A 12,292-nucleotide genomic window follows, 5' to 3' on the forward strand; every position below is an offset into this window, starting at 1 on the left:
GAAGCTGTATTCTGCTCCAATCGTAACTGAACTGACCGGTCAGTTCAAATAGACCTCAATCACAGCCCGTACTTCTCCAGAAGCCGCAGCCACACCTCGCTGATAGTGGGGAAGGACGGCACTGCGTGCCACAGCCTGTCGAGCGGGACTTCACCCACAATCGCGATCGTGGCGCCGTGCAACAGCTCAGCCACGCCGGGTCCGGCAAACGTTGCCCCAACCACTACCTTCCGGTCCTCGTCCACCACGAGTTGTGCCCAACCTTCGTAATTTTCCGAATGCAGCTGAGAGCCGGACACGTTGATGGGGAGTTCCACCGAGCTTGCGTTGATGCCCTTTTGTAGCGCCTGCTTGAGGTTCGGACCCACGGATGCCACTTCCGGATCCGTGAACACCACGCTGGGGATCGCGTATTCGTCAGCCGTTTTTGCCAAGGCGCTCCAGGGTTTCGGGGTGCCGTGGAGCGTTCCGTTGGCGCGGGCCACGATGGCGTCGCCGGTGGCCCGGGCCTCGTACTTGCCCTGATGGGTGAGGAAGACCGATCCCGCGGCATCGCCGGCTGCGTAGAGCCACAGTCCGCTGGTGCCGTCGCTGGCGGCGCCCTCAACCAGGCCGCTCGAATCCGTGGTGAGGCGCAAAGCTTTGCCTTCTTCGGCGTCGAGCCCTACGTTCTCGAGCCCCAAATTGTCCAGGGCCGGCCGCCGACCAGTCGCCACTAGCAACTGGTCGGAGTTCAAGACTGTCCCGTCGCCGAGTGTGACGCTGAAGGCATGGTCCGGGTTGTATTCGACGAGCGTGGTGTCTGTCCCAAGGTGGAGATCGACGCCGTCGGCCCGGAGTCCTGCCGCAACCAGATTGGCGGCTTCCTCGGGGAACGCGCTCAGCAGCCGGCCTCGGGCAACGATAGAAACCGACGAGCCCAAACGGGCAAACGCCTGGGCAAGCTCGACACTGGCGACACCGCCGCCCAGCACGATGAACCGCTTGGGGATTTGCTGCGCCGAGGTGGCGCCGCGGGTTGTCCAGTAGGGGACGTTGCGCAAGCCGTCGATTTTCGGGATGAGTGGGGTGGATCCGGTGGCCACCACAACGGCGTGGTGGGCCTTGAGCGAATAACTGTTGCCATCCTTGCCGTCCACTTGGACTTCGCGGGGGCCCGTGATGCGCGCTCGGCCCCGGATGAGTTCGATGCCCGTGTCCACGAGCCACTGCACTGCGCCGTCATCCTGCCACTTGTTGGTGAAGTAGTCGCGGTATTTCAGGACAGGCTCGGCATCAAGGACCTTCGTGATGGAGTCCGATGCTCCGGGCACTGATTGGGCGGTGTGCAGGGCAGTTCCAGGCCGGAGGAGCGCCTTGGACGGTATGCAGGCCCAGTAGGAGCATTCCCCGCCGACCAGCTCAGCTTCCACAATGGCCGCGGTAAGGCCGCCCCGGACCACTCGGTCTGCAACGTTTTCCCCCACCGCTCCAGCGCCGATCACAATGACATCGAACTCCCGGATATTCTCCTCAGCCATGGGAGAAGCCTACGCCCGGACGCAGGCCGGGATCAGGGACCCGGCGACGGATTCTGCTGGATCACTCCTCGGAGCGAAATCGCACGGCCCGTGTTTGCGCGGGTCTTTTTTCGCGGGATCCGAATGATCCAGCAAAATCCGACGTCTTTGGCCTCAGTCAGGCGTGCATCGCGCCCTTGAACCAGCCGGTGATGCTGGCCGGATGCGTGATGGCGGTGCCGACGACGACGGCGAACGCACCGGCGTCACTGGCCTGGCGGGCCTGTGCTGGGGTATGGATGCGGCCCTCGGCGATGAGCGGCTTGCCTAGTCCGGCGCCGGCGATCTCCGCGAGAAGCGCAAGATCGGGGCCCTCTGTCTTAGGACGATCCCCGGTATACCCGGCCAGCGTCGTGCCGATCAGGTCAGCACCGGCTTCGACGGCGGCCACCGCATCGGCGTAGGAACCGCAGTCGGCCATGACCAAGGCATGCGATTCGGCGTGGATTCCATCAACCGTCTGCTTCAGGCTCAAGCCGTCGGGACGCGGGCGTCGCGTGCCGTCGATAGCAACGACGTGGGCGCCGGCGTTGGCGACGGCGAGGGCGTGCCGGAGTGTGGGGGTGATGAAAACGCCGTCGTGCCCGTCCTTCCAGAGCCCGATCACCGGAACCTCCACAGCGGCGCGGGTGAACTGGACGTCCGCGAGGCCTTGGACGCGGACTGCCGCGGCACCACCGATAACCGCCGACGCCGCCACCTGGCCGGTGGTCCGGGGATCGCGCATGGGCTCGCCCGGGTAAGCCTGGCACGACACGATCAACTGCGAGCGGAGGGCTTCGAGGTCATCGGGGGTCAGGATCATGGGGGTGTCTCCTTGCGAGGTGTGCGGGTGTTTGGGCGTTCGAGTGTCAGTTGAGGACGAGTTTGGCCGCGCCCACAATGGCCGCGGTATTGCCCAGCGACGCGCGAAGCACGGGAATGTCAGCAAGCGGGGCCATGAGCTCTTTGCGCAGGGCGCGTTCCATGGGTTTCCACCAGAAGTCTCCGGCGTCTGCGAGACCGCCGGAGACCACCACCGTTTCCGGATCGAGGATGTTGACGAGCCCACCGATCGCCTGCCCGGCGGCACCGGCACCGACGCCGATTGCCTTGATCGCGGCAGGCCCGCCTTGGCTGTCAGCGGAAGCGGCCCGCGCCAAGGCAAACACTGCACGGGTATCCGGGACATCAGGAGAGCCTCCGAAACGGAGGAAGGACTCATGGATGGCCGGACCGGAGGCGATCGCCTCAACGTGGCCCGACCCGCCGCACACGCACGGGAGCGCCTTGCCCTCGTGATAGGCATACGGCGAAGCAAAATGACCCACGTGCCCGCCCACATAGTGGTGCCCCAACAAAGGAGCGCCGTCCAACACAAAACTGCCGCCAACACCCGTTCCGAAAGCCACCATTAGCGAACTCGAGGACCCGGCAGCCGCCCCACGCCACGCCTCACCAAGAGCATGCGCGTGCACATCGTTGACGGCCATGATCGACCCCCGCGGCAAGCCAAGGAGTTGCGCCAAACCCGCCGTCAACCTGGTCCCAGCCCACCCAAGAATCGCATCAGTTGCGGAAACGACCTCACCATTCACGGCATCGATGACCCCAGCCGAACCAACGCCAACACGCCCGACGTCGATTCCCTCACCCGCCGCCCGCCGCAGGAGCCGCCCCACGAGCCCCGCGGTCGCCCTCAAAATAGCCTCGCCCCCACCCCGATTCAGCGTAGGAATTTGCTCCGAAAACAACACTTCCCCGTCGGCCCCCACAACCCCGGCGGCCGTCTTAGTCCCGCCAAGATCAACCCCGATCACGTACATCATGTTTATCCTCCGGATCTCTGCTGCAGCGGTTGCGCCTGTGGTCAGGTTAGCTGTGGCTGGGTCACGTCTTTGCGGCAGTTTGTCTGTCGTCGGGTTAGTTGTGGCTGGGTCAGCGCGGACCCATCATTTCGCCGGCGCTTAGACACCTCCCGACGCAGTCCTTCGGTCGCTGAGCGACCTACGAACGGCTCTGGTCGGCGATGCGCGCCTACACGAAACAATGCGCCCGCGCTTTGCGCTGATATCCCACCTGACGCTGCGAACTGTCGACTCACCGGTCGACCGCCGCGCCGACTGATGCCGACGTTCCCGAAGCGTGCGGTGACCCGATCGCCCTAGTGTCGGAGGGACGGTTTTGTGTAGTCCCGCATCGCCGACCAAAGCTGCATGGACGTCGCTCAGCGACGGGAATGCGGCGTCGGGAGGTGTCTAAGGGACGGCAAAACTGGCACTGCGACACGACCCGACCACCGCAACAAGATCTGGCGACGGCTCGGAAACCCGCCCCGGCGAGCACAGATCCGAAACTCAGGCGAGAAGAACGGCGCCGCTCCCTAGACCAGCGCGTTGCGCTCGAGGATCGTGCGGATTGCGGCGGTTTCTTCGGCGTTCAGGGGGAGCATCGGGGCGCTCATCGTGTTGGATTCGATGATGCCCATGATTTGGAGGGCGGTCTTGAAGGCGCCTAGTCCTGCTGCGCCGCCGGAGACTCGGCCGTTGGGGGTGTAGACGATGTTGAAGACGTCGGCCAAGCGGTCCTGTTCGGCGGCGGCTGTGGTCCAGTCTCCGGCTTGGGCGGCGTCGAACAGGCGGCGGTAACCGGCGGGGTCCACGTTGCCGAGGCCGGGGACTACGCCCTGGGCGCCGGCGAGGAGGGCGCCGTCCACTACGATTTCGTGGCCCGTGAAGATGTCGAAGTCGGGGATGTCCTTGGCTGCTAGGACGAGTTGGCGGAAGGAGACGTCGTCGCCGGAGGAATCCTTGACGCCTGCGATGACGCCGTCGCGGCCGAGTCGGACCAGGAGGTCGGTGGGCAGCTTGAAGTGGGTGCGGACGGGGACGTCGTAGGCGAAGATCGGCTTGTCCACGGCAGAGTGGATGCTGCGGAAGTGGGTTTCGGTTTCCTGGGCGTTGCCGATGGCGTAGTACATGGAGGTGACCACGATCGCGTCGGCGCCGAGGTCCACAACCTTGCGTGCTTCTTCGATGACGCGGTTGGTGGTTTGTTCGTTGGCGCCCACGATGAGGGGCACCGCGCCGGCGTTCGCGTCGGCGATCGTTGAGACCACCAGTTCGCGCTCTTCGTTGGTCATGTAGGGGACCTCGCCCGAGGAGCCCAACACGAAAAGGCCGGACACGCCGCCGTCGACCAGGTGCTTGGTGACGTTCTTCAGGGACGCGGTGTCAACGCGGCCGTCGGCGTGGCGGGGGGTGATGACCGGGGGGATGACGCCCTGGAACTGAGTAGACACAGAAAACTCCATTGCTTGGATCTGATTTGATTGGATCTGAAAGGGAAAACTTAGGTGTGGAGCAGGCTGGGCGCGGCGCCGAGCAGCTTCTTGGTGTAGTCGTTGCTCGGGTTGTCGAACACCTGCGCGGCCGGGCCCTCCTCCACGATCTGTCCGAAGTACATGACGCAGATGCGGTCGGAGACGTAGCGGACGGTCTGGATATCGTGCGAAATGAAGACCATGCCGAGATTCAGCTGGGTCTTCAGGTCGGACAGCAGGTTCAGGACTTGGGCGCGGACGGAAACGTCGAGGGCCGACGTCGGCTCGTCCGCCACGATGATGTCCGGATCCAAGGCGAGGGCGCGTGCGATCGCCACGCGCTGGCGCTGGCCGCCTGAAACTTGCGACGGCGTGACCTCGGCCGCCGATTGCGGCAAGCCCACGAGGGCCAGCAGTTCCTTGACCTTGTCCGAGCGGGACGCGGTGTTTCCGATGCCGTGAACCTGCAGGGGATCGGTGAGGATGTCCTGGATGGTCATGCGCGGATTGAGTGCCGTGGCCGGGTCCTGGAAGACCACGGATACGGCCCGCCCGAATTCCTTGCGCATGCGCGCATTGCGTTTGACGGCCGGTTTGCCGTGGAAGAGCACCTGGCCCGACGTCGGAGCCTGGAGTCCCACGAGCACCGATGCGAGCGTGGACTTGCCGCAGCCGGACTCACCGACGATGCCGACCGTCTCACCGCGGCTGATGCGGAAGTCCACGCCGTTGACGGCCTTGACGATGTTGGGCCGGAAGAGGCCGCCGGTGCGGGCCCTGTGGTGGACCTTGACGTCTTTGAGCTCGATGACCGGCTTGCCGGTTGAAACGCTCACTTTGCGTCCTCCTTCAGGTGGCTGGCCCAGTAGTGGTCGCGGTCCGCTCCGCCGCCCGCGGGTTCAACAACTGCGAGGACCAATTGCTGGTTCGGATCGGCGTCGGGCCTCAACGAGCGTGCTGCAAAGCGGTCGCCGGCAGCGAAATCGCGCGGCGACGGAACCGTGCCGGGAATCTGGTGGAGGCGGACGGCGTCGGCCTCGATCGACAGGACGGCGCCCAACAAACCGCGTGTGTATTCGTGGCGGGGGTTCTGCAGGAGCTCCGACGCCTGCGCGGATTCCACTACCTGGCCGGCGTACATGACCGTGATCCGGTGCGCCAGGGAGGCAACCAGGGCGAGGTCATGGCTGACGAAGACCATGGCGAAGCCGAGCTGTTCGCGCAGTTCGTTGAGCAGTTCCACTACCTGCTTCTGGACAGTGACGTCCAGGGCGGTGGTGGGTTCGTCTGCCACCACGATTTTCGGTGAGCGGGAGAGCGCCATGGCGATCAGCACGCGTTGGCGCTGGCCGCCGGAGAGCTCGTGCGGATAGCTGGCAAGCGTGCGGACGGGATCGAGTTTCACCATTTCCAGCAACTCGGTGGGGGTCTTGCGGCCGCCGCGTTTGGTCAGCTGGGTCATCTGCTCCTTGATCTTCATGGATGGGTTGAGCGAACTCAGCGCATCCTGGTAGACCATGGCGATCTGTTCGCCGCGCAGGCCCTGGTAGGCCTTGGCGTTGCTGTGCTTCGAGCTGGAATCCAGGAGTTCCTTGCCATCGAAGGTGATGGAACCGGTGATCTCGGCGGTCTTCGGTAGCAAACCCATGATCGCGAGGGACGTGATGGACTTGCCGCAACCGGATTCGCCCACGAGGCCCATGGTTTCCCCTTCGCGGACGGTGAAGGAGACGTTGTCCACGATCGCGATTTCGCCGAAACGCCCGGGGAAGCGGATGGACAGGTTCTTGACCTCGAGCACGTTGCGGGCGTAGGCGGGGACCTGGGGGAGACGGTCGGTGCGCTTGGACTCGATTGAAGCCAGGAGTCCGAGCTCCCGATTCAGCGCCGACATGGGGTCCAGCAGGGCGTGCGGATTCTCTGCTGCGAGCCGCGGATCTTTCAGGACACGTCTATCGTTCAGGACCGACGCCGCGTAGTCCTCTTCGGAGAGGGGATCGCCGCTGGCGGCGCGCACGCCGTCGAGCTCGTGCTGTTCCACAACGGAAGGCTGGGCCACCGACGTCGCGATCTCGGTATCGACGGCGGCGCCGGCCACAGCCGCGGCCGCAAAAGCCGCGGCAGCACCGTCGTCGTCCTTCACGACGGGAGCCTTGCGCAGCTTCGGGTTCACCATGGCGTCGGTGAGGCCCTCGGCGAGGATGTTCAGGGCGAGCACGGTGAGCAGGATGGTGAGACCGGCGAAGGTGGTTGCCCACCAGCCGCCGGACAGGACCAGGTTGCGTCCGTAGGAGATCACGTTGCCCCACGACGGCGCAGGATCCTGGACGCCGGCACCGAGGAAGGACAGCGAGGCTTCGAGGATGATGGCGTCGGCCACCATGACGGTGGCGAAAACCAGCACCGGTGCCGCGGTATTGCGGACAATGTGCTTGAGCAGGATGTAGGCGCGGCCGGCACCCATCACGCGTTCGGCGCGGACGTAGTCTTCACCGTATTGGGAGAGGACATTGGCGCGGACCACACGGGCAAGCTGCGGGGTGTAGATGATGGCGATCGCGATGATGATGGTGGGCACCGAGTTGCCGAACGCGGCCAGGAGTACGGCTGCGAGGGCGATGCCCGGGAACGCCATGAGGATGTCCATGAGGCGCATGATGATCTCGTTGATGGCTTTGCTGGACGTCGCGGCGAGTGAGCCAAGCACGGCGCCGACGACGATCGCGAGGGCCACTGCGCCGAGGCCGATCATGAGGGAAGACTGCGAGCCGTAGAGCAACCGGGAGAAGACGTCGCGGCCCAAGCGGTCGGTGCCGAAGAAGTGGTCTGCGTCCGGCGCTTGCGCTGGAATGAACGTTTCCAGGGGATCGTGCGGCGCGATGACCGGCGCGAAGATCGCTGCGAGGGCGATGATCACGAGGAACAACAGGGCAAAACGCGGTCCCCACGGGAGGGACTTGAAGCGGACGCCCGGGGCGCTGAGCCGTTCAGCAAGTTTGCTGCGCATGGCTATACCGTCCTGATTCGGGGGTTGATGAGCAGGTACAGGAGGTCCACCACGATGTTCACCAAGACGAAGGTGACGGAAATGGTGAGGACCACGCCCTGGACCAGGTTGACGTCCAGGTTGGTGATGCCGTTGAGGATCAGCTGGCCCATGCCCGGAAGGGCGAAGATCATTTCAATCACGACGGCGCCGCCCAGGAGATAGCCCACGCGCAGTCCCAGCACGGTCACCGGAGTGACGAGCGCGTTGCGGAGGACGTTCCTGGAAACCACCTCGCGGTGCGGGACGCCGTTGCCGATGGCCGTGCGGACGTAGTCGCGGTCCAGTTCTTCCACCATGGATGTCCGGACAACCCGGATCAAGGAAGCGGAGACCGGAATGCCGAGCGCGAGGGCCGGGAGCGCCATCGAGTTGAGCCAACCGCCGAAGCCGGACTCCGGCGTCGCGATCCCACCCGAGGGAAACAGCGGGTTGTCACCGAGCGCGAACCACTGGATGAGCAGGATGCCCAGCCAGAAGGACGGGGTTGCGATGGCTGCGATGGAGAAGACCCGGACCAACTGGTCCTGCCACTTGTCACGGTAGAGGGCACCGATGATGCCGAAGACCAAGGACAGGACGACGGCGATGATCACCCCGAGGAAGGTCAGCTGCAGCGTCAGCGGAAAAGCCGAGGCGATCATGCCAGCCACCGACTTGGACGGGGGAGTGGTTACGCCAAGATCGAGCTGAAGGAGCCTGCCTAGGAAACGGAAGTACTGGACGAACAGGGGATCGTTCAGGCCGTTCTCCTGGCGGTACTGCTGCTTGGCTTCCTCACTGGCGGCTTCGCCCAGAGCCGAGCTGGCCTGGTCGCCTGGGGCTGCTTGAAGGACGAGGAAGACCAGAAGCGTGATGCCCAGGATCATCAAGGGCAATGCCGCGAGTCTGCGTCCAAGCAGGCGCAATATCATGACCAATGTGTTCTCCGGTTGCTTTGGTGCGGCCGCTGGGTGGCGGTCTCGCGGGGTCGGCCCAACTAGCTCGCAGTAGTTGTCGTTTTGAGCCGTCTAAACGACAACAAATGCGAGCCAGTTGGGGGCAGCTGGCTGGGAGGTGCGGCTAGGCCGTGCGGCCGACGCCGATGAAGGACAGTCCCGTGGTGGGCAGCGGCTTGAAACCGGAGAGCTTCTTTTCGTCCCACGCGCTGGGGAGCTGGCGGTGGAAGAGCGGGTACAGCGGGACTTCCTCGGAGACGAGATCCACAATCTGGCCCGTGATCTTCTTGGCATCAGCCGGCGCGGCCTGCGAGCCCTTGTCCATCAGATCCTGCAGGGTGGCACTTTCGGGAGTGGTCCAGTAGGCGCGCTTTGTCATCCAAGTGGCGCCCGAGTAGAACCAGCTCAGGAGCAGGTCTGCGTCGTTGCCGAAGACGGAAGGATCACCCGGGGCAGCGACCACCGAGAAGTCGGCCTTGCCTACCCTGTCGGAGTACAACGCGCCGGACTGCAAGTTCTTTGCGGTGACCTTGACGCCGGGGATCTTGTTCCAGGACTCCAGCATCAGCGGGGCAACGTCCTTGACCCACGCGGTGTCTGTGGTCAGCAGCTCGAATTCGAGGTTGCTCACGCCGGCTTGCTTGAGGAGGTCCGCGGCCTTCTGGGGATCGTAGCCGTAGACTTTTTTGGCCTTGACGTAGTCCGGGTGGCCCTCCTGGAAGTACGACGACGCAGCCTTGGCATTGCCGAACAGGGCCTTCTTGATGATGGCGTCTTTATCCAGCCCGTAGTGGAGCGCCTGGCGGACCAGCTTGTTGTTGAACGGCGCCTTCGCGCAGTTGAACATCAGGAACAGGAGACCGAACGACTGCACGGATTCAACCCGCGCCTTGGACTTGAGTCCGTCAACGTCCAGGTAGGGGACGTCTTCGATCGCCTGGACGCGGCCCGACTGGACCGCAGTGACGCGGGCGGCGGCGTCTGAGAGCAACAGCCACGTCATGCCCTTTGCGAGCGCAGGCTTGGGGCCGTTGTAGTCGGCGAATGCTTCGAAGACGATCTTGTCGTCCTTGACGGCCGAGATCAGCTTGTAGGGGCCGGAGCCGATCGGCTTGGCATCGAAGCCCTTCTGGTCAGTGGAAACCAGTGCCTTCGGAACCACCTTCACCACGGAGATTCGCGGTCCGAAGCCGGGGAACGGGTACTTCAACGAGAACTCGACCGTCTTGGCATCAAGCGCCTTGACGTCCTTGATGAATGGAATGAACTGGGAGAACAAGGACTTGTTGGCCGGGTCCATCACTCGGGTGAAGGAGTAGGCCACATCTTCCGTGGTGACCGGGGAGCCATTGTGGAACTTGGCGCCGTCGCGGATGGTCACCTGGTACGTGGTGTCGTTGATCTTCTTGGGGTCGCTGGCGGCGAGTGCGTTGTAGGGCTCGCGGGTGGCCGGGTGGAGTTCCACGAGGCCTTCGAAGACGTGCAGGTTGGCCGCCAGAGGGGTGGCGCCGGAGGAAGTCAGCGGGTCGAAACCCGTGGACAGGGCATAGGAGATGCCTGCCTCGATGGTGAGGTCCTTGTTGACGGCAGCGATGTTGCTCGCTCCGCCCGTAGTGGTGGAGGCAGGACCGCCACATGCTGACAGGGTGGCCGTGAAGGCCGCCGCGGCTCCAACCGCCCCGGTCAGCTTGAGGAAGTTGCGTCGGCTGGCGTCGCTGACCAGCGGCAGTTTGTTAATCGTGTTGCTCATAAGATGCCTCACCATTCAAGTTTTTCTGGTTATCGGATGTAGGACATCCGATGCTCGTAAAGAAAACTGTAAGGGCGGTCACATGAAGTCGTCAAGCGAGATGTGGATCACTGGCGGCCGCGCCGCCAGCTGTGGCGTTGCCGGCGGGCGGCTGCCGGCCGACTGCGGCGCCGTCTACCTTGGCCGCTCAGTCAAAAATCGAGGCGAACATCTATCAAGGAGATGGGACATCCGATATTGTATGTTGCGAAGCACTGTATTCTCGGTGGGCGCTAGGCTCACCTCAACATTAACACCGCACTGATTCCTTGTCCCGGTTCCTGAAAGGGGACCGGCCAGGGATGAGTACTTTTGCAAGGAGAGCCATGACCACTTCCGGTGTCGTTCCGCAGGCGCGGTTCAGCGCACAGGCCCGGCTCAGGGCGCTGCAAGCGGACATTATGGAATTGATCCTTGAGCGCGAGCTTGAGGCGGGTGATCCTTTGCCCACGGAAAACGAACTCTCCATGGCGCTGGGGGTAGGCCGAAACACCCTGCGCGAATCCCTGAAAGTGCTGCAAGCCCTGGGTGTCATCGAGATTCGCCATGGCTTTGGCATGTTCGTCGCGCCCAGCAACTTCGAGGCACTCGCTGACGGCCTGACGTTCCGGGGACGCTTGTCGTTGCGCCACCAGGGCCTTGAGGCGCTGCAGCTCGTCGACGTGCGACAGGCCCTCGAGTCCGGGCTAATCGGCTCGTCCATGGACGTCATGAGTACCGAACAGCTCGCCTTGATCGAGGAAGCCGTCAAGCAAATGGAAGAGCTCGCACACGCCGGCGAGAACTTCGTGGCCGCCGACGCCGAGTTCCACCGACGGCTGTTCGAACCGCTGAACAACGAACTCCTCATCAACCTCATGGGCGTCTTCTGGAAGGTCTACCGGAAGATCCACGTTGAAATCGGCTCCGCCAACGAAGACCTTGTGGCCACCGCGGCGATGCATCGAAGCATCTACACCGCCGTCGCAACCGGAGACAAGACCGCGGCGGCCGAACTGCTCAACCGTCACTTTGACGGAATCCGCCGCCGCATCAGCGAGGCCGTCGCAGCCTAACGCCGAGCATTCGAGCGCAAGGGCCGCCGTCGTACTTTTTCATAAAGTACGACGGCGGCCCTTCTTTTTTTGGCTGTCTCACGGGAGCCTGGGCCGTCCTGACCTTCTTTGGTCTGGGAAAGCGTTTGCGACACGGCGAGTCTCGTCATTCCGGGGCGTTGGCAAACCCGTAGAAGAGCGCGACGTCGGTTTGCCGGCAAGCCGAAGCCGTGGGTAGGCGTCGATTCTGCTGGATCACTCCCCTTGGGGAAGGTCTCCGGCCGCGTGATTCCACGGGTGCCGACGTCTGGCAGCGCCGGTGATCCAGCAGAATCGTACCCGGTCGTACTGGCTTTCACTTGGGCGAGCAGCAGTCGGGGCCGTAGGCGATCGCATCGTCGTCCCCATCTTTGGTTTGAGAAAGCCTGTGCGACACGGCGAGTCCCGTCATTCGCGGAGCAAACTAGGGGAGGGCGGTACGGCAACCAAACCCGAGCCCGGAATCCAACGAAAAAGACCCGCACCGGTCCCGGTGCGGGTCTTCTTTTTGTGCGCCCAGAGGGATTCGAACCCCCGGCCTTCTGTTCCGTAGACAGACGCTCTATCCAGCTGAGCTATGGGCGCA

9 protein-coding genes and 1 tRNA gene are annotated in these 12,292 nt (G+C 63.8%); 1 reads left to right on the plus strand and 9 read right to left on the minus strand.

What is annotated here, in order from left to right; all coding sequences use genetic code 11:
- Positions 1–59 precede the first annotated feature (59 nt).
- The 8 genes from OOZ51_RS11355 to OOZ51_RS11390 form a co-directional block, all read right to left on the minus strand.
- Complete coding sequence (locus tag OOZ51_RS11355) at positions 60–1,520, minus strand: dihydrolipoyl dehydrogenase family protein (RefSeq protein WP_265979663.1); 1,461 nt, start codon at positions 1,518–1,520, stop codon at positions 60–62.
- A gap of 157 nt (positions 1,521–1,677) precedes the next feature.
- Positions 1,678–2,364 carry an N-acetylmannosamine-6-phosphate 2-epimerase gene (locus OOZ51_RS11360; protein WP_265979664.1) on the minus strand — a complete coding sequence of 229 codons (687 nt, stop codon included), beginning with the start codon at positions 2,362–2,364 and terminating at the stop codon, positions 1,678–1,680.
- Between the two features lie 46 nt (positions 2,365–2,410).
- Positions 2,411–3,367 carry an ROK family protein gene (locus OOZ51_RS11365; protein ID WP_265979665.1) on the minus strand — a complete coding sequence of 319 codons (957 nt, stop codon included), beginning with the start codon at positions 3,365–3,367 and terminating at the stop codon, positions 2,411–2,413.
- Between the two features lie 554 nt (positions 3,368–3,921).
- Complete coding sequence (locus OOZ51_RS11370; RefSeq protein ID WP_265979666.1) at positions 3,922–4,839, minus strand: dihydrodipicolinate synthase family protein; 918 nt, start codon at positions 4,837–4,839, stop codon at positions 3,922–3,924.
- A gap of 50 nt (positions 4,840–4,889) precedes the next feature.
- Positions 4,890–5,696 (minus strand): ATP-binding cassette domain-containing protein, encoded by an 807-nt coding sequence (locus OOZ51_RS11375; protein WP_265979667.1) that lies wholly within the window; start codon positions 5,694–5,696, stop codon positions 4,890–4,892.
- Entirely contained in the window at positions 5,693–7,867 is a 2,175-nt protein-coding gene (locus tag OOZ51_RS11380; protein ID WP_265979669.1) for a dipeptide/oligopeptide/nickel ABC transporter permease/ATP-binding protein, read from the minus strand. The genes OOZ51_RS11375 and OOZ51_RS11380 overlap by 4 nt, the downstream gene beginning before the upstream one ends.
- A 2-nt stretch (positions 7,868–7,869) precedes the next feature.
- Entirely contained in the window at positions 7,870–8,826 is a 957-nt protein-coding gene (locus OOZ51_RS11385; protein WP_265979671.1) for an ABC transporter permease, read from the minus strand.
- A gap of 142 nt (positions 8,827–8,968) precedes the next feature.
- Positions 8,969–10,609 carry an ABC transporter substrate-binding protein gene (locus tag OOZ51_RS11390; protein WP_265979672.1) on the minus strand — a complete coding sequence of 547 codons (1,641 nt, stop codon included), beginning with the start codon at positions 10,607–10,609 and terminating at the stop codon, positions 8,969–8,971.
- A 350-nt stretch (positions 10,610–10,959) separates the two neighbouring features.
- Here OOZ51_RS11390 and OOZ51_RS11395 point away from each other — a divergent pair, with 350 nt between their 5' ends.
- On the plus strand, positions 10,960–11,688 hold the full coding sequence (locus OOZ51_RS11395) for a FadR/GntR family transcriptional regulator (RefSeq protein WP_265979673.1): 729 nt from the start codon (positions 10,960–10,962) through the stop codon (positions 11,686–11,688).
- 529 nt (positions 11,689–12,217) lie between these two features.
- On the opposite strand, the gene OOZ51_RS11400 is transcribed toward OOZ51_RS11395, so the two are convergent.
- A tRNA-Arg gene (locus tag OOZ51_RS11400) sits at positions 12,218–12,291 on the minus strand.
- Position 12,292 lies beyond the last annotated feature (1 nt).

It is taken from the genome of Arthrobacter rhizophilus (genome assembly GCF_026241105.1).
GTDB lineage: Bacteria > Actinomycetota > Actinomycetes > Actinomycetales > Micrococcaceae > Arthrobacter.

Bases quoted from the DNA above. Each gene is read 5' to 3' on its own strand.
- OOZ51_RS11355 (WP_265979663.1), bottom strand. From the start codon at position 1,520: ATGGCTGAGGAGAATATCCGGGAGTTCGATGTCATTGTGATCGGCGCT.
- OOZ51_RS11390 (WP_265979672.1), bottom strand. From the start codon at position 10,609: ATGGTGAGGCATCTTATGAGCAACACGATTAACAAACTGCCGCTGGTC.
- OOZ51_RS11380 (WP_265979669.1), bottom strand. From the start codon at position 7,867: ATGCGCAGCAAACTTGCTGAACGGCTCAGCGCCCCGGGCGTCCGCTTC.
- OOZ51_RS11365 (WP_265979665.1), bottom strand. From the start codon at position 3,367: ATGATGTACGTGATCGGGGTTGATCTTGGCGGGACTAAGACGGCCGCC.
- OOZ51_RS11395 (WP_265979673.1), top strand. From the start codon at position 10,960: ATGACCACTTCCGGTGTCGTTCCGCAGGCGCGGTTCAGCGCACAGGCC.
- OOZ51_RS11360 (WP_265979664.1), bottom strand. From the start codon at position 2,364: ATGATCCTGACCCCCGATGACCTCGAAGCCCTCCGCTCGCAGTTGATC.